Annotated in this window: 23 protein-coding genes; 13 read left to right on the top strand and 10 right to left on the bottom strand. The window is 70.4% G+C overall.

What is annotated here, in order from left to right:
• Positions 1-36: 36 nt before the first annotated feature.
• Together hutU and hutH are read right to left on the bottom strand one after the other, a co-directional pair.
• Positions 37-1,689, bottom strand: a complete 1,653-nt coding sequence (gene hutU, locus DL519_RS35760; protein ID WP_190821400.1) for a urocanate hydratase — start codon at positions 1,687-1,689, stop codon at positions 37-39.
• A complete protein-coding gene (hutH, locus tag DL519_RS35755; protein ID WP_190821398.1) occupies positions 1,686-3,245 on the bottom strand; it encodes a histidine ammonia-lyase in 1,560 nt (519 codons plus the stop codon). Before hutH ends, hutU begins: the two co-directional genes overlap by 4 nt.
• Positions 3,246-3,336: 91 nt before the next feature.
• Between hutH and DL519_RS35750 the strand changes: the two genes are divergently transcribed.
• Positions 3,337-4,128: an IclR family transcriptional regulator gene (locus DL519_RS35750; protein WP_190821396.1), complete on the top strand. Its 792-nt coding sequence runs from the start codon at positions 3,337-3,339 to the stop codon at positions 4,126-4,128.
• Positions 4,129-4,295: 167 nt separating this feature from the next.
• Here DL519_RS35750 and DL519_RS35745 read toward each other — a convergent pair whose 3' ends face one another.
• The 4 genes from DL519_RS35745 to DL519_RS35730 are packed head-to-tail and all read right to left on the bottom strand — an operon-like array spanning position 4,296 to position 7,601.
• Positions 4,296-5,174, bottom strand: a complete 879-nt coding sequence (locus DL519_RS35745; RefSeq protein WP_190821394.1) for an ABC transporter substrate-binding protein — start codon at positions 5,172-5,174, stop codon at positions 4,296-4,298.
• Positions 5,174-5,854: an ABC transporter permease gene (locus DL519_RS35740; protein ID WP_190821392.1), complete on the bottom strand. Its 681-nt coding sequence runs from the start codon at positions 5,852-5,854 to the stop codon at positions 5,174-5,176. The genes DL519_RS35745 and DL519_RS35740 overlap by 1 nt, the downstream gene beginning before the upstream one ends.
• Positions 5,851-6,507: an ABC transporter permease gene (locus DL519_RS35735; protein WP_190821390.1), complete on the bottom strand. Its 657-nt coding sequence runs from the start codon at positions 6,505-6,507 to the stop codon at positions 5,851-5,853. The genes DL519_RS35740 and DL519_RS35735 overlap by 4 nt, the downstream gene beginning before the upstream one ends.
• Positions 6,504-7,601 carry an ABC transporter ATP-binding protein gene (locus DL519_RS35730; RefSeq protein ID WP_190821388.1) on the bottom strand — a complete coding sequence of 366 codons (1,098 nt, stop codon included), beginning with the start codon at positions 7,599-7,601 and terminating at the stop codon, positions 6,504-6,506. Before DL519_RS35730 ends, DL519_RS35735 begins: the two co-directional genes overlap by 4 nt.
• 185 nt (positions 7,602-7,786) lie before the next feature.
• Here DL519_RS35730 and DL519_RS35725 point away from each other — a divergent pair, with 185 nt between their 5' ends.
• Positions 7,787-9,331 (top strand): bis-aminopropyl spermidine synthase family protein, encoded by a 1,545-nt coding sequence (locus DL519_RS35725; RefSeq protein WP_190821386.1) that lies wholly within the window; start codon positions 7,787-7,789, stop codon positions 9,329-9,331.
• A gap of 102 nt (positions 9,332-9,433) precedes the next feature.
• Here DL519_RS35725 and DL519_RS35720 read toward each other — a convergent pair whose 3' ends face one another.
• Both DL519_RS35720 and DL519_RS35715 read right to left on the bottom strand, forming a co-directional pair.
• On the bottom strand, positions 9,434-12,274 hold the full coding sequence (locus DL519_RS35720; protein ID WP_223839950.1) for a sensor domain-containing protein: 2,841 nt from the start codon (positions 12,272-12,274) through the stop codon (positions 9,434-9,436).
• Positions 12,275-12,588: 314 nt separating this feature from the next.
• Positions 12,589-13,788 (bottom strand): NAD(P)-dependent malic enzyme, encoded by a 1,200-nt coding sequence (locus DL519_RS35715; RefSeq protein ID WP_190821384.1) that lies wholly within the window; start codon positions 13,786-13,788, stop codon positions 12,589-12,591.
• Positions 13,789-14,225: 437 nt separating this feature from the next.
• Between DL519_RS35715 and DL519_RS35710 the strand changes: the two genes are divergently transcribed.
• Complete coding sequence (locus DL519_RS35710; RefSeq protein WP_190821382.1) at positions 14,226-14,834, top strand: dTDP-4-dehydrorhamnose 3,5-epimerase family protein; 609 nt, start codon at positions 14,226-14,228, stop codon at positions 14,832-14,834.
• Positions 14,835-14,838: 4 nt separating this feature from the next.
• On the opposite strand, the gene DL519_RS35705 is transcribed toward DL519_RS35710, so the two are convergent.
• Positions 14,839-15,216 (bottom strand): S24 family peptidase, encoded by a 378-nt coding sequence (locus DL519_RS35705; protein WP_223839949.1) that lies wholly within the window; start codon positions 15,214-15,216, stop codon positions 14,839-14,841.
• Between the two features lie 15 nt (positions 15,217-15,231).
• Here DL519_RS35705 and sodN point away from each other — a divergent pair, with 15 nt between their 5' ends.
• The 8 genes from sodN (at position 15,232) to DL519_RS35675 (ending at position 18,926) form a co-directional block, all read left to right on the top strand.
• Positions 15,232-15,639 carry a superoxide dismutase, Ni gene (gene sodN / locus DL519_RS35700; protein ID WP_168585227.1) on the top strand — a complete coding sequence of 136 codons (408 nt, stop codon included), beginning with the start codon at positions 15,232-15,234 and terminating at the stop codon, positions 15,637-15,639.
• 108 nt (positions 15,640-15,747) lie between these two features.
• Positions 15,748-16,194: a cytidine deaminase gene (locus DL519_RS35695; protein WP_190821380.1), complete on the top strand. Its 447-nt coding sequence runs from the start codon at positions 15,748-15,750 to the stop codon at positions 16,192-16,194.
• A gap of 63 nt (positions 16,195-16,257) precedes the next feature.
• The gene (locus tag DL519_RS35690; RefSeq protein ID WP_223839948.1) at positions 16,258-16,905 is read left to right on the top strand and encodes an alpha/beta hydrolase; all 648 of its coding nucleotides are present in this window, start codon (positions 16,258-16,260) and stop codon (positions 16,903-16,905) included.
• Positions 16,902-17,153 (top strand): hypothetical protein, encoded by a 252-nt coding sequence (locus tag DL519_RS47695; protein ID WP_223839947.1) that lies wholly within the window; start codon positions 16,902-16,904, stop codon positions 17,151-17,153. Before DL519_RS35690 ends, DL519_RS47695 begins: the two co-directional genes overlap by 4 nt.
• The gene (locus DL519_RS49160; RefSeq protein WP_263399750.1) at positions 17,150-17,542 is read left to right on the top strand and encodes a DJ-1/PfpI family protein; all 393 of its coding nucleotides are present in this window, start codon (positions 17,150-17,152) and stop codon (positions 17,540-17,542) included. Before DL519_RS47695 ends, DL519_RS49160 begins: the two co-directional genes overlap by 4 nt.
• Entirely contained in the window at positions 17,434-17,757 is a 324-nt protein-coding gene (locus DL519_RS49155; protein ID WP_263399749.1) for a DJ-1/PfpI family protein, read from the top strand. The genes DL519_RS49160 and DL519_RS49155 overlap by 109 nt, the downstream gene beginning before the upstream one ends.
• 30 nt (positions 17,758-17,787) lie before the next feature.
• Positions 17,788-18,384 carry an acid phosphatase gene (locus tag DL519_RS35680; RefSeq protein WP_190821378.1) on the top strand — a complete coding sequence of 199 codons (597 nt, stop codon included), beginning with the start codon at positions 17,788-17,790 and terminating at the stop codon, positions 18,382-18,384.
• 74 nt (positions 18,385-18,458) lie between these two features.
• On the top strand, positions 18,459-18,926 hold the full coding sequence (locus tag DL519_RS35675; protein ID WP_190821376.1) for a GNAT family N-acetyltransferase: 468 nt from the start codon (positions 18,459-18,461) through the stop codon (positions 18,924-18,926).
• Positions 18,927-18,935: 9 nt separating this feature from the next.
• Here DL519_RS35675 and DL519_RS35670 read toward each other — a convergent pair whose 3' ends face one another.
• The gene (locus DL519_RS35670; protein WP_190821374.1) at positions 18,936-19,367 is read right to left on the bottom strand and encodes a hypothetical protein; all 432 of its coding nucleotides are present in this window, start codon (positions 19,365-19,367) and stop codon (positions 18,936-18,938) included.
• Between the two features lie 429 nt (positions 19,368-19,796).
• On the opposite strand from DL519_RS35670, the gene DL519_RS35665 reads away from it, so the two are divergent.
• Positions 19,797-20,723: a diacylglycerol/lipid kinase family protein gene (locus DL519_RS35665; protein ID WP_190821372.1), complete on the top strand. Its 927-nt coding sequence runs from the start codon at positions 19,797-19,799 to the stop codon at positions 20,721-20,723.
• A 248-nt stretch (positions 20,724-20,971) separates the two neighbouring features.
• On the top strand, positions 20,972-21,226 hold the full coding sequence (locus DL519_RS35660; RefSeq protein WP_010304783.1) for a WhiB family transcriptional regulator: 255 nt from the start codon (positions 20,972-20,974) through the stop codon (positions 21,224-21,226).
• Positions 21,227-21,391 lie beyond the last annotated feature (165 nt).

The following is a 21,391-nucleotide window of genomic DNA, read 5'->3' as shown; positions in this document are numbered from 1 at the left end:
TTGGTTGCTATAGCGCCCAAAAACGCTCACGGGTGCTCAGCCGACGAGCGGAGTTCGGATGCCGCGTTCGGCGGCGACCTCGTCCGCTCGCTCGTAGCCCGCGTCGACGTGCCGGATCACGCCCATGCCCGGGTCGTTGGTCAGCACCCGCGCCAGTTTCTGCGCGGCCAGCTCGGTGCCGTCGGCGACCGTGACCTGGCCCGCGTGCAGCGACCGCCCCATGCCGACCCCGCCGCCGTGGTGCAGCGACACCCACGTCGCGCCGGAGGCCGTGTTGACCAGGGCGTTCAGCAGCGGCCAGTCCGCGACCGCGTCCGAGGTGTCGGACATCGCCTCGGTCTCCCGGTACGGCGAGGCCACCGACCCGCAATCCAGGTGGTCCCGCCCGAGCACCAGCGGCGCCTCGAGCTCGCCGGAGGCCACCATCTCGTTGAACCGCAGGCCCGCCTCGGCCCGCTCGCCGTAGCCGAGCCAGCAGATCCGCGCGGGCAGCCCCTGGAACGAAACCTTCTCGCCGGCCAGCCGGATCCACCGCGCCAGGTGCTCGTCGTCGCCGAACAGGTCGAGGATCGCCTGGTCGGTCTTGGCGATGTCGGCCGGGTCGCCGGACAGCGCCGCCCACCGGAACGGGCCCTTGCCCTCGCAGAACAGCGGCCGGATGTAGGCGGGCACGAAGCCCGGGTAGGCGAAGGCCCGCTCGTAGCCGCCGAGCTCGGCCTCGCCGCGCAGCGAATTGCCGTAGTCGAAGACCTCGGCGCCGCCGTCGAGGAACCCGACCATCGCCTCGACGTGCTTGGCCATCGAATCGCGCGCCCGCTCGGTGAACTCGTCGGGCTTCTTGGCCGCGCAGTCGCGCCAGTCGGCCAGGTCGACGCCCAGCGGCAGGTAGGACAGCGGGTCGTGCGCGGAGGTCTGGTCGGTCACGATGTCCGCGGGCACGCCGCGCCGCAGCATCTCGGGCAGCAGCTCGGCGGCGTTGCCGATCACGGCGACCGAGTAGGCGCGCCGGTCGTTCTTCGCGGCGACGGCCTTCTCGATCGCGGCGTCGAGGTCGCCGGCGACCTCGTCGAGGTAGCCGTGCCGGACCCGGCGGTGCGCGCGCTCGGGGTCGCACTCGACGACCAGTGCGACGCCGTCGTTCATCGTCACCGCCAGCGGCTGCGCGCCGCCCATGCCGCCGAGACCGGCGGTGATGGTCAGGGTGCCCGCGAGGCTGCTGCCGAAGCGGCGGGCCGCGATCGCCGCGAACGTCTCATAGGTGCCCTGCAGGATGCCTTGGGTGCCGATGTAGATCCACGACCCGGCGGTCATCTGCCCGTACATCATCAGGCCGAGCGCGTCGAGGCGGCGGAACTCCGTCCAGTTCGCCCAGTCGCCGACCAGGTTGGAGTTGGCGATGAGCACCCGCGGCGCCCACTCGTGGGTCTGCAGGACGCCGACCGGCTTGCCGGACTGCACCAGCAGCGTCTCGTCCTCGCGCAGCGTGGTCAGTTCCCGGACCATCGCGTCGAACGAGGCCCAGTTCCGGGCCGCTTTGCCGGTGCCGCCGTAGACGACGAGGTCGTCGGGCCGCTCCGCGACCTCCGGATCGAGGTTGTTCTGCAGCATCCGCAGCGGCGCTTCGGTGCTCCAGCTGCGCGCGGTCAGCGTCGTCCCGCGCGGGGCGCGCACGGGTCGGGCTTCGCTCATGACACCCTCCGGTCCACTGTGGAATTTGTGAAGCCGGCGACGGCTTCGCGCACCGCGCCGGAACGGATCAGTTCTTCGGCCGCGGCGATCTCCGGCGCGATGTGGCGGTCGGCTCCGGGGCCCGGGACCCGGGTGCGCAGCAGGTCCCGCACCGCGCCGGTGGCTGGGCCCGGCTCCAGCGGGGCGCGCAGGTCCAGGGCTCGCGCGGCGGTCAGCATCTCGATCGCGAGCACCGTCGTCAGGCCGTCGATGCCGCGGCGGAGCTTGCGCGCAGCGGACCAGCCCATCGACACGTGGTCCTCCTGCATCGCGCTCGTCGGGATCGAATCGACCGACGCCGGGACCGCGAGCCGCTTCAGCTCGGCGACCACCCCTGCCTGCGTGTAGTGCGCGATCATGTGCCCGGAGTCGACGCCCGGGTCATCGGCGAGGAACGCGGGCAGCCCGTGCGAACGTGCGACGTCGAGCATCCGGTCGGTGCGGCGATCGGCCATGCTCGCGACGTCCGCCAGCGGAATGGCGAGGAAGTCCAGCGCATGGGCCAACGGGGCACCGTGGAAGTTGCCGTTGGACTCCACCCGGCCGTCGTCGAGCACGACCGGGTTGTCGATGGCGGCCGCGAGCTCCCGATCCGCCACGGTCTCGGCGTAGCCGACGGCGTCCCGGGCCGAGCCGTGCACCTGCGGTGCGCACCGCAGCGAATACGCGTCCTGCACGCGCGTGCACTCGGGCCCGCGGTGACTGGCCACGATCTGCGAATTCGCCAGCAGCGCCAACATCCGCGCCGCGGAAACCGCCTGCCCCGGGTGCGGGCGCAGGCGCTGCAGGTCGGCGGCGAACGCACGGTCGGTGCCCAGCAGCGCCTCCACGCTCATCGCCGCCGTCACATCGGCCACGTCCAGCAGCGCGGACAGGTCGTCCAGCGCGAGCACCAGCATGCCGAGCATGCCGTCGGTGCCGTTGGTCAGCGCCAGGCCTTCCTTCTCCGCGAGCACCACGGGCTCGATCCCGGCGTCGGCCAGCGCCTCGGCGGCCGGGCGGAGCCGCCCCGAGGCGTCGAAGACGTCGCCTTCGCCGGTCAGGGCGAGCGCGACGGCCGCCAGCGGCGCGAGGTCTCCGGAGCAGCCGAGCGAGCCGAATTCATGCACCACCGGCACGATGCCGGCGTTGAGCATCCCGGCCAGCGCGTGCGCGGTTTCCGGGCGGACGCCGGTGCGCCCAGTCGCGATCGTGTGCAGGCGCAGCAGCATCTGGGCCCGTACCACCTCCGGTTCGACGGCCGGGCCGGCGCCCGCCGCGTGCGAGCGCACGAAGGACTGCTGCAGGGCGGCGCGCCGGTCGCTGGGGATGTGCCGCACGGCCAGCGCACCGAACCCGGTCGACACCCCGTAGGTGGGGCGCGGCTCGGCGGCCAGCGCTTCGATGTGCTTCCGCGTCGCGGCTATGCCGTGCTCGGCGAGCCGGGTCAGTTCCACGCGCGTGCCGCCGCGGGCGACGTCGACTACCTCGTCGCGGTCGAGCGGCTCCGGACCGACATTGAGCACGTTGTCCTGCATAACTCCATATCAGCGCTACTGCGCCGTCGGCAGAAGCCCGGTTAGGGTGAGAGTGTCTGGAGTTCCAGACACCAACCCCGAACGGAGGGTCGTGGGCGGCAGCAGCGACGTTCCCGCGTTGCGACGCGGGCTGGCCATCCTGCGGGTGCTCGCGGGCCGCGCCGGGCCGGTGTCGGCCGTGGTCATCGCCCGTGACCTGGACCTGCCCCGGTCGACGACCTACCACCTGCTGGCCGAGCTGGTCGCCGCCGGATTCGTGACCCACCTGCCGGAGGAGCGGCGCTATGGGCTGGGCATGGCGGCCTTCGAGCTCGGCTCGGCCTACCTGCGCCACGACCCGCTGGAACGCCTCGCCGGGCCGCTGCTGCGCCGGCTGGTGGATGAGGTGGGCCGCACCGCGCACCTTGGCGTCCTGCACGGCGGCGAGTCGCTCTACTTGATCAAGGAACGCCCGTCCCAGCCGCAGACGCTGGTAACCGATGTCGGCGTCCGGCTGCCCGCGCAGCTGACCGCGTCCGGGCGCGCGCTGCTCGCGCACTTGCCCGCCGCGCACGTGCGGGCCCTGCTGCCGTCGAGCGAGCGGTTCGTGCGGCGGACCGACCGGGGCCCGCGGAACCTGCCCGAACTGCGCCGGTTGCTGGCGGAGGAGCGCCGACGCGGCTGGGCGATCGAGGACGGTTTCGTGACGGCGGGCTTCGCCTCGGTGGCGTGCGCGGTGTTCGACCACGGGGCCCGCCCCATCGCGGCGATCAGCGTCACCTTCCGCCACTTCTGCGAAACCCCGGGCGGCGAACCCTGCGCCGAGACCTGGCCGAACCTGGCCACCCAGGTCCACCGAACGGCGGCGGAACTGACCACCAGGATCAGCGGCCGCTCGGCCTAACAGCACGCCTCGGTGTCGTGAGTGCGCAAACCGGCTCTAAGGAGTTGCCGGCAAATAAGCCGTAGATTTTGGTTCGCCCGCCCCTCAACACGGCGACCATGATCAACAAAGCTGTTGATAACCGGCAAGTCCTTACCGGTTTTCGCACTCACGACATGGGTTGAACGTCAGAGGCCGGCCGAGGCGACGAACTCCTTGGCGACATCGGCCGGGTTGGCCTTGTCGACCTCGATCTTCCGGTTGAGCTCCGTCAGCTTGTCCGTGTCGAGGGCGCGGGACACCTTGTTCAGCGCCTCGGCCTGCTGCGGGGTCAGCTTCCCCTTGTGCGCCAGTGGAACCACGTTCTGCGCCGGGAACATGTTCTTCGGGTCTGCCAGCTTCACCAGGTTGTTCGCCGCGATCTGCGACGAGGTGGTGAACAGGTTCGCCACCTGGATCTGGCCGGACGTCAACGCGTCCACCGTGATGGTGCCCGCCTCGACGGGGCGGATCTCCTTGAACCGGCAGCCGTAGTCCTCCGCGATCTTGGCTTCCCAGCGGGACTTCCACTCCGCCGGCGCGCCGAGCACGAATTCGCCGCAGCGCGGCCCGAGATCAGCCATCGACCGCACCCCGGTACCGGCGGTGGCGGCGGTGACGGTCAGCACGTCGGAGTCCTCGGCCGGGGACTGCTCCAGCAGCTCCATCTCGCCCGGCACGGACTGCTTGAGCTGCTCGTAGACCTGCTGGGGCTCGGTCGCCGACGCCTGCGGGTTCAGGTACTTCAGCAGGTTCCCGGTGTAGTCGGGGACCACCGAGAGCTCCCCGTTGCGCACCGCGTTCACGTAGAACTCCCGGGCGCCGATGCGCGGCCGGGTCTCCACCTCGGCGCCGGTGGTCTTCAGCGCTTCGGCGTAGATGTTCATCAGCAGCTCGCTCTCGGCGAAATCGGCCGAGCCGACCACCAGCGCGCCGCCCTGGTTCCGGTTGGCCTCCAACGGGTTCTGCGAACCGCAGCCGGTCAGCAGCAACGCCGCCGCGGCGGCGCAAATCAGCAACCGCTTCATCAATCCTTACCTCCTCGTCGGGCGGCCAGCACCAGACCGCGCGGCACCAACAGCCGGGTCGCGCCGGCCAACACCAAGTCGAGCAGGACCGCGAGCACCGCGATGACGATCGCGGCCGAGGCCATCTGCGCGTAGTCGCTGATCTTCAGCCCGTCCAGCAGGATCCGCCCCAGCCCGCCGAGCCCGACGTAGGCCGCGACCGCCGCGGTGGCGACAACCTGCAGCATCGCGCTGCGCACCCCGCCGAACAGCAGCGGCAACGCGGTCGGCAGCTCCACCTGCCACAGCCGCTGCACGGGCGTCATCCCCATGCCCTTGGCCGCATCGACCGCGTCGGCGGGCGCGTTGCGGACCCCCGCGTAGGTGCCGGAGAGGATCGCCGGGATCGCGAGAATGACCAGCCCGGCCAGCGCCGGGCCCTCCCCGAGCCCGAAGTTCAGCACCAGCAGCGTCACCACGCCCAACGTCGGCAGCGCCCGCATCGCGTTGCTGACCCCCACCACGAGAACCGCGCCGCGCCCGGAGTGTCCGATGTAGACACCCAGCGGCACGGCCACCACGGATGCGGCGGCGACGGAGACCACGCAGTAGTACAGGTGCAGCAGGGTCTGCGCCAGGATCCCGCCCGGCCCGGTCCAATGCGCCGGGTCGGTCAACCAGGCGATCAGCTCGCTGATCATGCGCGGCTCACCGCCGCCCGCGCCCACGGCGTCAACCGCCGCCACAACGCCACCAGCAGCAGGTCGACCACCAGGGCCAGCAACAGGGTGAGCACGATGCCGATGACGATCTGCTCCGGGTAGTCCAGTTGGAATCCGGCGGTGAACAGCCGTCCCAGACCGCCGATGCCGACCAGTGCACCGACGCTGACCAGGCTGATGTTGCTGACCGACGCGACCCGGACCGCCGCGACCAGAACCGGCACCGCCAGCGGCAGCTCCACGGCGAGGAACCGCCGTCCGGGCCGGTACCCCATCGCCGTCGCGGCGGTAACGATGTGGGCGGGCACCGAGTCCAGCGCGTCCCGGACCGGCCGCACCAGCAGCGCCGCGGTGTAGAGCGTCAGAGCGATGATCACGTTGACCGAGGACAGCAGCGGCGTCCCCACCAGCCCGGGGATGATCACGAACAGGGCCAGCGACGGGATCGTGTAGAAGACGTTGGCCCCGCCCTGCAGCAAGCCGCGCAGCCAGCGCACCTGCTGCGCGAGGCGCCCCAGCGGCAACGCCACCAGCACGCCGAGCAGCAGCGGCACCAGCGCGAGGTAGATGTGCTGGCCGAGCTGGCTGAGCACCATTTCCCGGTTGCTGGGGCTCTCGAAGAAATCGATCATGGCAGCCCTTCGCCGACGCTGCGGCGGTGCTGTGCGATCACGTCGAGCACGTGGTCGGTGGTGATCACACCGACCAACCGGCCATCGCCGTCGACGACGACACCCTGTCCGGACGGCGCGGACAGCGCTGCGTCGAGGGCGCCGCGCAGCGGGGTGTGCTCGGTGTAGAGCGACCCGCCAGCGACGAGCTGCGCCTCGGCGAGCTCCCCATCCACATTAGACCCGGGCGGGAGCCAGCCCCGCGGTCGGCCGTCGCCGTCGACCGCCAAGCGCCAACGCGGTTCCGGCGGCACGTTCGTACCCAGCTCGACCGTGGCCACCGGCTCCGGGCGCACGCCTTCGGAGTCCACGAAGGACAGTCGCCGGTAGCCGCGGTCCCGGCCGACGAAGGCCGTCACGAAGTCGTCCGCCGGGTCGGCGAGCAGGTCGTCGGGCCGGGCGTACTGGGCGAGGTGCCCGCCCTGGCGCAGCACTGCGACCTTCTCGCCCAGCTTCACGGCCTCGTCGATGTCGTGGGTGACGAACAGCACTGTCTTGTCCAGCTCGTCCTGCAGTCGCAGCAGCTCGTCCTGCAGGCCCTCCCGCACCACCGGGTCCACCGCGCTGAACGGCTCGTCCATCAGCAGCACCGGCGGGTCGGCGGCCAATGCCCGGGCCACCCCGACGCGCTGCTGCTGACCGCCGGAGAGCTGGGCCGGGTAGCGCTTGCCCAACTCCTGCGGCAGCCCCACCAGCTCCAGCAGCTCACCGGCCCGCCGTCGCGCCTCCTGCTTGCTGCGACCGTGCAGCAGCGGCACCGTCGCCACGTTGTCGAGCACGTTGCGGTGCGGGAACAGCCCGGCCTGCTGGATGACGTAGCCGATGCCGCGGCGCAGCTGAGCGGGATCGCGCTCGCGCACATCGGTGCCGCCCACCAGCACCTTCCCCGACGACGGCGCGATCATCCGGTTCACCATCCGCATCAAGGTGGTCTTGCCGCACCCGGACGGCCCCACCAGCACGGTGATAGTGCCGGTCTGCACCGACAGACTCAGCTCGTGGACGGCGACAGTGCCGTTGCCGTACTGCTTGCGCACGGCCTGGAACTCGATCACCCGAGCCCCCTCGTAGATCGTCGCGGTCCCCCAAACCTGGCCGACCCTAGCTCGATCGGTGCAATCGTGCGATCGACCGATACCGTCGCGTGATCTTCTCGGGGTGTCCCAGCTGCACCATCCCACCGATTGGGAGCCCGGCGCGGCGGCGGCGCCGCGGGGCACGCCGTAAGGTTGGGAATCCGATGAACACTGCTCAGCACCCCGCAACTCCCGAGCCCATCGACGCCGTGCACGCGGTACTCGCCGACGCCGGAGTCCTCGCCCGACGGCTGCGCGAGATCCTCGCCCAGCTCGCCGAAGGCGCGCTGCCGCTCGACGAGTTGATCCGCAGGACGGCCGTCGCGCGGCGCACGGTCGAGGACCTGCTCGCCGCCGCCGGGCCCGACGTCGAAGCCACCGGCGAGACGTACCGGCTGACGCCGGAAACGCGCGACCGCTACCGGCAGCGCTTCGCGCTGGACGAGCTGCGCCCCGCCCCGCCCGCTGGGGCCGAGCAGCTGGAGCGGATGCGCGGTTTCGTCGAGAGCGGCCCGGCGCCCGCCGCGACGCTCGACCACGTGACGGCTACGCCGGAAACCGCGCTGCGCCGCGCCGAATGGCTGCGCGACAACTACGACCTGCGCGGCGCGCAGCTACTCTGCCTGGGCGATCACGACCTGACGTCGTTAGCGTTGAGCTTGGTCGTGCCATCGGCGTCGGTGACCGTGGTGGACCTCGACGAACGGATCCTGGCGCACATCGACTCGGTCGCGGCCGAACAGGGCTTCGCCATCCGCACCCTGCACGCCGACCTGCGGTTCGGGGTGCCGCCGGTGCTGGAAGGCTGCGCGGACCTGGTGTTCACCGATCCGCCCTACACCCCGGAGGGCATCGGGCTGTTCGCCACGCGGGCCGCCGAATGCCTGGCTGGCCCGAACAGCCGGCTCCTGATCGCCTACGGCTACAGCGCGCGGACCCCGGCGCTGGGGCACAAGGTGCAGCAGGAATTGCTGCGGCTGGGCATGGTGTTCGAGGCGATCCTGCCCCGTTTCCACCGGTACTTCGGGGCGCAGGCCATCGGCAGCGCGAGCGACCTGTACGTATGCCAGCCGACCGCGCACACCCGCAAGCTGGCCCTGCGCCAAGCGCCGGGGATCTACACGCACGGCCCCCAGTCGGTGGAGGCGTTGGAGGCCTCGGCGCCGACGGAGTTCCTGGAGGCTGTCGGCGAGCGCGTCGGCGGCCCGGTCGCGACGTTGCGGGATCCTGGCTGGCCCCGGCCGATCCGGCAGCAGCAGGGCGCACCGGTGTTCGACCTGCGCAACGATCCGGGGCCGTGGCTGCTGCGGATGCTGTTGGCGTGCAACGCCGAACGCGCCGGATTCGTGGTCGACAACAACCACCCGGACATCACCAGCGAGCGCGCGCAGCACGCCCTGTCGGAGCTCGTCGCGGCGAAGTACCGGCTGCGGTTCCACCGCAGCAGCCCGGACTCGAAGCACGCGGTCGTGGTGGCGGACGCGATGGAAACCCCGTCGGTGGCGCGCTACCTGCTGAACCGGGCGCACGGCAAGGTCGGCAACATCTGGCGGGAAGGCCTGATCACCTACTCCGACGAGAGCCTGACCAAGCGCGAGGCCAAGGACCGCATCGCCGAGCTCGCGCCCAACGCGGACGACCTGGACCTGCGCTTGATCGACCTGCCCCGCCACCGGATCGCCGAACTCGTCCGCTCGACAACCGCGTAGCGCCTCGTTTCCGCAGTTAAGACCCCGTGAGTGTTTGTGGGGGCTATAGCACCCACAAACACTCACGGGCATCTACCAGCAAACACCGGCTGGGGCCTAGCTTCAAGGCGCAACGGGACGGCCTCGTTCACACGTTCCCGGGATGGGCAGCGGGCCTCGTTCGAGGAGGTCGCGGAGCTCGTGGGCCGGGATCGCTCCGGAGAACAGCCACCCCTGGTAGGCGTCCACCCCGACCCCGCACAGCACGTGGAACTGCGTCGCCGTCTCCACGCCCTCGGCCACGCACAGGCGGCCCATCGCGCGGGCCATGTCCACGACCGCCCGCGCCACCGCGAAGTCCGAGGCGTCGCCGCCGACCCCGGCGACGAACCTGCGGTCCACCTTGATGATCTGCGCGGGCAGGTCCTTCAGCCGGGCCAGCGACGAGTAGCCGGTGCCGAAGTCGTCGACGGCGAACCGCACGCCGCGCGCGACCAGCTCGCCCATCTCGTGCCGGGTCCGCGACGGCAGGTCCGCCAGCGCCGTCTCCACCAGCTCCAGGATCACCCGGTCCCAGGCGATGCCGGTCTCGGCGACGATGTCGGCGACCGCGTCGACGAACTCCGGACCACCCGGCACCAGACCCGCCAGGTTCACCGCGACGCCCGCCTGGCGGCCGCCGCGCGCAGGCCACGTCGCCGCCTCCCGGAGCGCGGTCCGCAGTACCCAGCGATCGAGCTCCCGCAACAGGTCGCCCTGCTCCGCGACCGGCAGGAACGCGTCCGGCGCGAGCATCCCGCGATCCGGATGCGGCCAACGCACCAGCGCTTCGGCGGTGACCACCGCGCCGTCGGAATTCACCACCGGCTGGTAGTGCAGGACGAGGCCGTCGTTGTTCAGCGCCTCCCGCAGCTGCCCCTCCAGGTGCAGCTGCCGGTCCGCCGAGGCCATCAGCGCGGGGCTGGCCAGCGAGACCTTGCCGGCGCCGCGGCGCTTCGCCTCGAACATTGCCGCATCGGCGAACCGCAACAGGTCCTCGCCGCCGGCACGCGACCCGTTGGGCACGGCGGCGCCGATCGACGCCGATACCCGGATCAGCTGGCCGTGCACCGGTACCGCGGTGCGCAGCAGCCCGGAAACCCTGGTGGCCAGGGAATCGACGCCGCCGACCGCCTCGATGTCCTGGCAGATGATCACGAACTCGTCGCCCGAAAGCCGGGCGGCCGTGCAACCGTCCGGCAGTCCGCCTTCCAGCCGCCGCGCCAGCGCGACCAGCAGCTCGTCCCCGGCGTCGTGGCCCAGCGAGTCGTTCACCCGCTTGAAGTTGTCGATATCGCAGAACAGCACCGCGACGCGGTGCGAGTCGGCGCGCCCGAGCAGGTGGCTGAGCAGGTCCTTGACCGCCGCCCGGTTCGGCAACCCGGTCAGGTCGTCGTGGGTGGCCTGGTAGCGCAGGGCTTCGGACGCGCGTCGCCGCTCGGTGATGTCCTGGAACACCACCAGCCAGAACTGGGTGCCGTCGTCCTGCACCGACGAGGATGTGTGCAGCTCGCAGTACACCGGCTCGCCGTCGGAGCGCACCAACACCCGCTGCGGCACCCGGCGCCGGATGCCCGGCCGCTCGGCGGGCGTGGGCAGGCCGGTCTCCAGCTCGTCCGGGTGCGTGATGTCCGGGACCGTCATGCCGCGCAGCTGCTCCAGGCGGTAGCCGAGCAGGTCGCACAGCGCGTCGTTTGCGTCGACCAGCCGCTCCGCCCGGTCGAACAGGCCGATCCCGACCGGCGTGATGCTGACCAGGTCGGTGAAGCGCTGGCTGGACCGCTCCATGCGGGTCACCACGGCGCGCTGCTCGGTGACGTCCTGGACGGTGCCGACCAGGACGGCCTGGCCGTCCGCGTCCCGGATCGCGGTGCCGTGCAGGCGGAGGATCCGCATCGTGCCGTCGATGCGCACGTAGCGGTGCTCGACCTCGATCGGCTCGTGCTGCTCCTTCAGCGGCTGCCACGCCTGCCGGACCCACTCCTGGTCGTCCGGGTGCACCCGTTCCAGGTAGGTGCCGAAGGTGGTGTGCGCGGTGGTGGGCTTGCCGATGATCTCGTGCAGCATCCGCGACAACCGGAAGACATCGCTGCGCGGATTCCACTCCCACGTGCCGAGCCGGGCGATCCGCTGCGCGTCCTGCAGCTTGCGCCGCTCGTCGCGCAATTGGCGCTCCAGAGCCCGGTTCTCGGTGATGTCCTGAACGGTGCCCTGCACCCGCTCCACCCGGCCGGAGCGGTTGTACTCGGCGCGCCCGGTGCAGAGGTAGATCCGCTTGCCGGGCAGGTCGCGAAGCTCGACCTCCAGCAGTTCTCCTTCGGGGGCGGTGAGCACCTCGGTGTAGAACTCCTCGGCGCGGTCTTGGTCCTCGGGATGGGTCGCCGCGATCATCGACAAGGCGTCGGTGGCGTCCTCCGCACCGGAGCCGCCGAGGAATTCCGTGAGCACCGGACTCTGGTACAGCTCACCGGTTTCCGGGTAGAACACCCAGCTGCCGACCTTCGCGATCCGCTGCGCCTCGATCAGCCAACGCCGCTCGTTCTCGGAGTCCCTGGACGTCTCCGGCGAGGCCTCGGTCAGATCCGAAACGTCGATCAGCACCGTGACGCGCAGCCGTTCGTCGTCGGCGTGCGGCCAGCTCAGCGGGCGGACCGGGATCCGGCCGCCGCGCGCCCGCAGCAGCGAAACCTGCCCGTCGCGCGCCACCAGATCCGCGAGCCGGCAGCCGACCAGGGTGGCGGGGCTGGTTTCGCCGGCGAGCTTCGCGGCCTGCTCCGTCGCCCGCACCACGACGCCGTCCTTGGTGCTGAGCAGGGCCGGTGCGGCCGGTAGGGGAACCAGCGCGAACGCCTCGGCGCGGGCACCGGCCAGGCCGAGACCGCCGGAGGTCGTCCGGTGCCTCTCGCTCCGCTCGGTCAACAGCACCCCTCCTGCGTAGCAGCCACCCGGCCGCCGCCCGCGGACGCCCGACACGCCACCGGCGAGTGACGTGCAACACAGCGAACCGTGCAGCTGACCTTACCTGTCCACGCACCGGCAGTAACGCCATGGTGCCGGGGCGCGGACCGATTCCCTGGAGGAGTGACAGCCGTCGCCCGACATGATGACGCCGACCGACGAAATTCGGTTGTCGGCCGCCGATGCGGCGGGGCCGGGGGAGCCGCTGCCCGGCTCCCCCGGCCCCGCCGCTGCAAGCCGAACCTACCGCTGTCCGGCCCCGGAACGACAGCCTCGACGGCTCACGCGGTTGCGACGCCGTCGGCTCGCGCCGCCTTCGCGACCGCCGCGCTGACCTCCGGCGCCACCCGCGGGTCCAGCGGGCTGGGCACGATGTGGTCCGCGCTGAGGTCGTCGGCGGCGACCGCCGCGATCGCCTCGGCCGCCGCGACCTTCATGCCGTCGGTGATGTCGCGCGCCCCGACGTCCAGCGCTCCCTTGAAGATGCCGGGGAACGCCAGCACGTTGTTGATCTGGTTCGGGAAGTCGCTGCGGCCGGTGGCGACCACCTTGGCGTGCCGCCGGGCGACGTCCGGGTGGATCTCCGGGTCCGGGTTGGAGAGCGCGAACACGATGGCGTCGTCGGACATCGTCGCCACGAGCTCCTCCGGGAGCTGCCCGACCGAGACCCCGATCACCACGTCGGCGCCACGCAACGCCTCCGCAGGCCCGCCGGTGATGCCGCGCGGGTTGGTGAACTCGGCCAGTTCCTGCTTGACCGGCGTCAGGCCGTCCCGCGCGGAGTGGACCACACCGCGCGAGTCGAGCACGATGATGTCCTCGACACCGGCGGTGTGCAGGATCTTCGCGCAGGCCACACCGGCCGCGCCCGCGCCGGAGATCACCACTCGCAGCGATTCCAGCTCTCGGTCGACGACCTTGGCGGCGTTGCGCAGCGCGGCCAGCACGACCACTGCGGTGCCGTGCTGGTCGTCGTGCATGACCGGGCAGTCCAGCGCCTCGGCGACCCGGCGCTCCAGCTCGAAGCAGCGCGGCGCGGAGATGTCCTCCAGGTTGACCGCGCCGAACGACGGGCGCAGCCGGACCAGGGTTTCCACGATCTCGTCGACGTCGGTGGTGTCCAGCACCAGCGGGATCGAGTCGAGGCCGGCGAAGGTCTTGAACAGCGCCGATTTGCCCTCCATCACCGGCAGCGAGGCCCGCGGCCCGATGTCGCCCAGGCCGAGCACCGCGGTGCCGTCGCTGACCACGGCCACCAGCCGTTGCGTCCAGGTGTAGCGGTCGGCCAGCGCCGGGTCGCTGGCGATTGCGCGGCTGACCTGCGCCACGCCCGGGGTGTAAGCGATCGACAGATCCCGCACGGAATCCAGCGGCGCGGTCACTCCGACGGCGAGCTTGCCGCCCTCGTGCGCCGCGAAGATCTCCTCGTTGGTCAATTCGGCACCGACTCCGCTCGCGGTGCTGTCGTTCACGGTGGTCACGGCGTCCCTCCTGTAGCCATGCCTGCGGCCCGGACGCATTCCAGGCCGGGCGGACCGGGTGGCACTTCGCCACCCGTGCGACGTTGCCTGCCCTTGCGCGCCGGACAGGCGAACGTCTTGAAATGACCGAGACCTGCCGCCCTGGTCGGACAGCGGCTCGGCGGACGCTGCGGTTCGAACAGTGTGCCAGGCCGCGAGATCACTGTCAGCGACCGGGATCACACAACCTCACCAGCAGATTCAACAATTTGTCAAACCAACTTGGCAGTACGCACGTCCTATTTGGATCGGGATTGCGGCAGTACGTACGTCCGGTTTCGGTGCCCCATTTCGCAGTACGTACGTCCGTTTTGAAACCGGATGTCAATGGCTCGCATAACCCATATCAACTCCGCCCCAGCGAACCGCAATCCAGCCAACCTCATAGGCTTTCGGCCGTGCAGGTACGCCGACTTGAGATCACAGGTGCATACGAGTTCACCCCGAAGGCCTTCCCCGACCACCGGGGCCTGTTCGTGGCCCCGTTCCAGGAGGCGGCGTTCGTCGACGCCACGGGGCACCCGCTGCGAGTCGCGCAGACCAACCACAGCGTCTCGGCGCGCAACGTCATCCGCGGCGTGCACTTCTCGGACGTGCCGCCGGGCCAAGCGAAGTACGTGTACTGCCCGCAGGGCGCGCTGCTCGACGTGGTCATCGACATCCGGGCCGGTTCCCCGACCTTCGGCCACTGGGAAGCGGTCCGGCTCGACGACACCGAGTACCGCGCCGTCTACCTGGCCGAAGGACTCGGGCACGCGTTCGCCGCGCTGACCGACGACACCGTGATGACCTACCTCTGCTCGACGCCCTACAACCCGGCCGCCGAGCATGGCATCGACCCGTTCGATCCGGAACTCGCGCTGCCGTGGTCCGACCTCGACGGCGAACCGATCCTGTCTGAAAAGGACCGGGCCGCCCCGAGCCTGGCAGAAGCCGCCGACAAGGGCCTGCTTCCGGACTACGAAACATGCCTCGCCCACTACGAAAGCCTGCGCAGCACCGGCTGAACGGTCACCGCAAGCGGCCCGGCTTCGGCCAGAGGCGCCACCGGATGACGCCGAGCACCTCGGCCGGGCCGAGCTCTCGCGAGTCCGTCGAGCCGAAGTTGTTGTCACCCTCGACGTGCCAGCCATCGCCTTCGCGGCGCAGCGCGCGCTTCACCGACAACTGCCCCGGGCGCCGGGCCCAACGCACCAGCACGACGTTGCCCGGCCGGGCGGAACCTCGAAGCCGCAGCAGCACCACGTCGCGATCCCGCAGGGTGGGAACCATGGACGGCCCGCGCACCAGCAACCGCCGCCAGGGCCAGCGCCCGAGGGATTTCACAGCCACCTCCAGTAGGACGTCGAGGATCTTCAAGAGTAGGGTCGGGCCTGTCGGAGCACTCACTGTCAGGGAGGAATCATGCGACTCCTGTCGCGAATCCTCAGCCCCCGCCTAGAGGCGACCGCGCACTGCGACCTGCCGTGCGGCGTGTACGACCCGGCGCAGGCGCGGATCGAAGCTGAGTCCATCAAGGCGATCCAGGAAAAGTACGCGGCCAATGAGGACCCGGAGTTCCGCACTCGCGCGATTCTGATCGCCGAGCAGCGCTCCGAGTTGGTCAAGCACCACCTGTGGGTGCTGTGGACCGACTACTTCAAGCCGCCGCACTTCGAGAAGTACCCGCAGCTGCACGAGCTGATCAACAAGGCCACCAAGGCCGCGGGCGCGGCCGGGACCAAGGGTTCCATGCAGGCCAAAACCGGTCAGCAGCTGCTCGACTACATCGCCGAGATCGACAAGATCTTCTGGGAGACCAAGCAGGGCTGAGCGCCGCAGTTCCGGGAGGACGCCGACCAGCGGGGACGACTCCGCGGGTCGGCGTCCTTTTCGTCGTGCGCCTTCCGGCCCGGTCTTCGGCCCGGGCAGACTGCCCGGATGGGACTCGATCAACGACTGGTGGACGCGGCCATCGAACTGGTGGAGCGCCGTTGGCGGAACGCTGTGCAGGCCGTGGCGGCCGCGGTTCGGCTCGACGACGGCCAGATCCTGACCAGCATCAGCCTCGACAACCTCAACGCCGCGGTCACCTTGTGCGCCGAGACGGGCGCGCTTTGCCAGGCGTACACGCTCGGCAAACGCGTCACCGCATCCGTCTGCATCAGCAAATGGCCCGGCAGCGACGGCTATCCCGTGCTCGCGCCGTGCGGCACCTGCCAGGAGAGGCTCGCGCTGTGGGGTCCCGGCGTCCAGGTCGCGGTGGCGGATCCGGGAAGTCCCTCGGGTTGGTCGGCGCGGACGCTGCTCGAGCTGAACCCGTTCTACTGGGGAACCCGGTTCTCCGACGACGGCGGCTGGCCGTCCATCGACGTCCACCTCTCCTGACAACTCCCAGGCCGGGCGGAAATCGAATGCGCCCGCGCGCGGGGATGTCCACAATTGACACCCGTGGACGTTTCGGAACCGACGCGGCTCGGGGAGCACGAACTCTCCGACGGGCGCCGCCTGGCCTGTGCCGAGTGGGGTCCGGCGGACGGCGTTGCGGTCCTGCTGTGCCCCGGGGTCGCGACGAGCCGGCGGCTCGGGTTCGGCACCGACGTCGTCGATGCGCTGGGAGTTCGGTTGATCTCGGTGGACCGCCCCGGCTTGGGCGCCTCCGATCCCGCACCCGGCCGCACGCTTCGCAACTGGGCCGACGACGTCGACGAATTCGCCGCCGGATCGGGGATCGACGATCTCTCGGTCGTCGGCTACTCGGCCGGCGGCCCGTTCGCCATGACCTGCGCGGCGGCAGGTGTCGCGGACCGAGCCGCGATCGTCGCCGGGGCGGACGAGTTCACCGCGCTCGAGCAGCCGCTTCCCGCCGACCTTCGGAACATGGTCGACGCGGTCGCCGCGGACCCGGCCGCGGCGGAGGAATCCTTCACCGAGTTCGGCGACCCGGACCGGCTGTGGAGCCTGATCACCGCCTTCAGCCCGGAGACAGACCTCGCCGTCTACTGGGAGCCGCGGTTCGAACGCGCCTTCCGCCAAGCCATGGCCGACGGTTTCACGCAAGGCCCGGCGGGGTATGCCCGCGACACCGCGCTGCCATGAGCCGCTGGCTGTTCGCGGTGGAAGACATGGGCGTCCTCGTCGACCTTTGGTACGGGCAGCTGGACACCAGCCCGAGCCACTCCCCCGACCTCGGCGCCACGCTGGCCCGGCGGATCCCGACCGCCCGGCACCACCTCGTCCCCGATGCGGGCAGCGCCCTGCTCTGGACCCACGCCGAGCAGATCCTCCGCAACCTGCTCGGCGTCCGGCCGAGCGCCTACCGAGACCGCTTCCGCACCGCAGGATGAAGGAGATCCACTGTGGACATTACGACAAGTTCACCGCGCTCGACCTGATCGGCCCGTACGAGACCCTGGCCGGGCATTCTGGCGTCACCCCGCACTTCGTCGCGGCGGACCGTAGCACCGTGCGCTGCGACTCCGGGCTGCCGATCCAGCCGACGACGACCTTCGCCGAACTCGACCGGCCCGATGTCGTGGTCGTCCCCGGCAGCTCCGCCTGGCGCGCGGCGCTGGACGACGAGGCACTGGTCTCGTGGCTCGCCGCGGTGCGACGTGGACGACCTCGGTGTGCACCGGTTCCCTGTTGTTGGCGAAGGCCGGTGCGCTGGCCGGGAAGCGCGCGACGACGCATTGGGCGACGCGCGAGGTGCTGGCCGAGCTGGGCGCCGAGGTAGCGACCGAGCGGGTCGTCTTCGACGGGAAGGTCGTGACCGGCGCCGGGGTGTCCGCGGGCATCGACATGGCGCTGTCGCTGGCCGCCGAGCTCTGGGGCGAGGACACCGCGAAGATGATCCAGCTGATGCTGGAGTACGACCCGCAGCCGCCGTTCGACGCCGGCTCACCCGAGAAGGCAGGTCCCGCGCTGGTGGCCACGGCGCTTGAACGGTAGGCCCCGCGCAGCGCGGTTACGCTCGGAGCCGTGGCACAGGATGAGCATCGCGTTTACGTCCTCCGGCACGGCACGACCGAATGGTCCCAGACCGGTCAGCACACCAGTCGTTCCGACATCCCGCTGACGGTCGAGGGCGAGCTGCGGGCGCGGCAGGCCGGGCAGACGCTCTCCGCGTTGCGCCCGGCCGGGCCGGTCGTAGTGCTCGCGAGCCCCCGGCAGCGCGCCCAGCGCACGGCGACGTTGGCCGGGCTGGCCGATGTGGTCACCGAACCGCTGCTCGCCGAGTGGGACTACGGCGACTACGAAGGACTGACCGCCCAGCAGATCCGCGAGCAGGTGCCGGACTGGACGGTGTGGACGCACCCCTGCCCGGGCGGGGAAACGGCTGCGGACGTCACCGCGCGCGCCGACAAGCTGCTGACCCGCATCGCGGACACCGGTTCCGACGTGGTCCTGGTGGGGCACGGCCACTTCAGCCGCTGCCTGATCGCGCGCTGGCTGGGGCTGTCTGCCACTTCAGGGGTGCGCTTCGCGCTGGATCCCGCCGGGATCACGGTGCTTGGCCACGAGCGCGGCGTCCCGCAGGTGGAGCGGTCGAACATCCCGCCCTGGCAGCAGGGCTGACCGGGTAATCCGTTGCGCCGGCTGGTGCGCGCCCCCGAATATCCTGGGGCGACGCAACTCATGTGGAGGTATCGATGATCCGCCGGGCGACCCGAGCCGACGTACCCGCCATGGTCGAGCTGGTGCACGAACTCGCGCTCTACGAGAAGGCCCCGGAGCTGTGCCACCTGACCGAGCAGCAGCTGCGGGACGCGCTGTTCGGCCCGGCGCCGGCGCTGTTCGGCCACGTGGCCGAAGTGGACGGTGCGGTCGTGGGCCTTTCGCTGTGGTTCCTGAACTTCTCCACCTGGGAAGGCGTGCACGGCATCTACCTGGAGGACCTCTACGTCCGCCCCGAGCACCGCGGCTCGGGCCTCGGCAAGGCGCTGCTGCAGACCCTGGCGCAGGAGTGCGTCCAGCGCGGCTACGCGCGGCTGGAGTGGTCCGTGCTGAACTGGAACGAGCCTTCGATCAACTTCTACAAGGCGGTCGGCGCGATCCCGATGGACGAGTGGACCGTGTACCGCCTCACCGGCGACGCGCTGCGCAACTTCAGCGCCTGACGCGCCCGCTCATTCGTCGCGATCGGCGTCGGGGGCGGTGCTCGACGAGAAGGACCAGGCCCGCCCCTCCCGGTTGAACAGGAACCACAGCACCGCGACCGCCGGCACCGCGATCACCAATGCGATCATCGGCTGCGAGGACGGCCCGAACGCGTACCAGGCGGTGCCCAACAGCAGCAGCTGCATCAGCAGGGCGGGCGTGCGCGCCCAGTGCTTGCCCTTCCACAGGCCAATGCCCGCGGCCAGGACACCTCCTGCCAGCAGCGTGTAGTACCCGGCCTCGCCGTACATCTGGCCGCGCTCGAACTGCCCTACTCCCCCAAGGTCGGGCGCGGTGCTGCGGACGAGCAGCGCCACGACGAAGATCAGCCCGGCCACCCCCTGCAGGGTGGTCAGGACACCCGCGATGCGGATGGTGCGCGGAACGACTTCGGTCGGCACGGTGACGGTCGCCTTTCCCGGATCAAAATCGGTGACTCTGCGTATGCGCCTCCGATGGTAATACCGCCCGAACGCCGCATGGCTGCGACCACTGTCACGCGCAATGATCGACTCATGGCTAGAGCGGCGGTCGGGGATATCGGGGTGTCCTCGCGATCCGCCGTCGGCCGGGCAGGTACCGGCGGAAAACGGTCGGATGCGCTCCGGGGTTGCGCATCCGGGTTCCGCCGGATCTTGGTGGCAGTCTCAACGGCGCGGCGCACCCGTTCCTGGTGTCTCAGCCGGCCGGCCCCACCGCAGCCCGGCACGCCGGCCGGTCCGTGTGCGGCCCGCTGCGGAAGGGGGATCACCGGGAGATCTGAACCGCGGTTGCGACGCGGAGCACCGGACGGTGCGTCGGCCCGCACGGGCCTCGCCTAGGCTTCGGTTGTGCGCGCCGTACTCGTCGTCAACCCGCAGGCGACATCCACCACTGCGGCTGGCCGGGATGTCATCGCCCACGCGCTGGCCAGCGAGCTGAAGCTGGACGTCGTCGAAACGCAGTACTGGGGCCACGCCTCCGACACCGCGCGAGCGGCCGTCGAGGACGGCGTCGGCCTGGTGATCGCGCACGGCGGCGACGGCACGGTGAACGAGGTGGTCAACGGCATGTTCTCGGCCGCCGACCTCGGCGATCGGGCGATGCCGACGTTGGGCGTGGTGCCCGGCGGTTCCGCGAACGTGTTCGCCCGCGCGCTCGGTCTGCCCAAGGACCCGGTCGAGGCCACCCACCGGCTGCTGCGCGCGGTGGCGGACGGTAGCGGGCGGATGGTCGGGCTCGGCAAGGCCGACGACCGGTGGTTCACCTTCAACGCCGGCGTCGGTTGGGACGCCGAGGTCGTCGCCGAGGTCGAGCGGCAACGCTCCCGCGGCCAGAACGTGACCCCCGCCCTGTACGCGCGCACCGCGTTGAGCTGCTACTTCCGCATGGCGCGCCGGGCCCCGTTGATCAGCTTGCAAATCGGTCACGAAGAACCGATCCATCAACTACACAGCGTGTTCGTTTCGAACACCGATCCGTGGACGTATCTCGGGTCACGTCCCGTGCGCATGAGCCCCGACACCAGCTTCGATACCGGTCTCGGGGTTTTCGCATTGCACAACATGAACACTTACCCTGTGTTACAACATGTAGCGGAGATGCTACGCGATAGAGGGAAACCACACCCGAGAAACTCAATTCAGCGTGCGGACATAGGCCATCTCCGCGTAACCTGTACGGAGCCGTTGCGCCTGCAGGTCGACGGTGACTGCCTAGGTGAGCGTTCGGCGATCGAGTTTTTCTCCGTCCCGGATGCTCTCCGCGTCGCCGTATAACCTTCTCGTAACGGATGGACGTAGTTGTCGACTCGCGACCCCCGTCTGCGATCGATGACACACCGAAACCCCTGGTCAAGCCCTGTCGATCTTTCAGGTGAGTTCCCTCACCACGCGAGATCGAACTCTTGACATCGCGGCAGTTCGTGAAAGTATTCACAAGCACACGGACTCCGTGAAAGCATTCACAAACACCCCGAACGAAACGAGCGGCGCGCGTGGGCGCGCCTAGCGAGGAGCAAGGAACGATGGACTGGCGCCACCGTGCGGTTTGCCGCGACGAGGACCCGGAGCTGTTCTTCCCCGTTGGGAACAGTGGTCCTGCTGTGCTGCAGATCGCCGAGGCGAAGGCCGTTTGCCGCCGTTGTCCGGTCGCCTCCGAGTGCCTGGCTTGGGCACTGGAGAGCGGGCAGGACGCCGGCGTATGGGGCGGTATGAGCGAAGACGAGCGGCGCGCGCTCAAGCGGCGCAACGCTCGCACCCGGGCCCGCACCAACGCCTGAGTCGCGAAGCTCGCTGAAAACGTGCCGGGTCGGTCGCACCCCCGGTGGCCGACCGCACGTTTTCGCCCCGGTCGAACGAACGGCCATCGCACCCGACAATTCAAACCCCGACGAGATACCCGGCCGATCCGCGTCGATGTCGGCCCCGGCAGGAACCGCAAAGCT

It is taken from the genome of Saccharopolyspora pogona (assembly GCF_014697215.1).
Taxonomy (GTDB): domain Bacteria; phylum Actinomycetota; class Actinomycetes; order Mycobacteriales; family Pseudonocardiaceae; genus Saccharopolyspora; species Saccharopolyspora hattusasensis.
Note: the sequence above shows the minus strand (reverse complement) of the source record. Positions and strands in the feature narration are given on the sequence as shown.

Coding starts and splice junctions, on each gene's coding strand:
- sodN (WP_168585227.1), top strand. CDS start 15,232: ATGCGACTCCTGTCGCGAATCCTCAGCCCCCGCCTAGAGGCGACCGCG.
- DL519_RS35695 (WP_190821380.1), top strand. CDS start 15,748: ATGGGACTCGATCAACGACTGGTGGACGCGGCCATCGAACTGGTGGAG.
- hutU (WP_190821400.1), bottom strand. CDS start 1,689: ATGAGCGAAGCCCGACCCGTGCGCGCCCCGCGCGGGACGACGCTGACC.
- DL519_RS47695 (WP_223839947.1), top strand. CDS start 16,902: ATGAGCCGCTGGCTGTTCGCGGTGGAAGACATGGGCGTCCTCGTCGAC.
- hutH (WP_190821398.1), bottom strand. CDS start 3,245: ATGCAGGACAACGTGCTCAATGTCGGTCCGGAGCCGCTCGACCGCGAC.
- DL519_RS35735 (WP_190821390.1), bottom strand. CDS start 6,507: ATGATCGATTTCTTCGAGAGCCCCAGCAACCGGGAAATGGTGCTCAGC.
- DL519_RS49160 (WP_263399750.1), top strand. CDS start 17,150: ATGAAGGAGATCCACTGTGGACATTACGACAAGTTCACCGCGCTCGAC.
- DL519_RS35745 (WP_190821394.1), bottom strand. CDS start 5,174: ATGAAGCGGTTGCTGATTTGCGCCGCCGCGGCGGCGTTGCTGCTGACC.
- DL519_RS35725 (WP_190821386.1), top strand. CDS start 7,787: ATGAACACTGCTCAGCACCCCGCAACTCCCGAGCCCATCGACGCCGTG.
- DL519_RS35675 (WP_190821376.1), top strand. CDS start 18,459: ATGATCCGCCGGGCGACCCGAGCCGACGTACCCGCCATGGTCGAGCTG.
- DL519_RS35660 (WP_010304783.1), top strand. CDS start 20,972: ATGGACTGGCGCCACCGTGCGGTTTGCCGCGACGAGGACCCGGAGCTG.
- DL519_RS35740 (WP_190821392.1), bottom strand. CDS start 5,854: ATGATCAGCGAGCTGATCGCCTGGTTGACCGACCCGGCGCATTGGACC.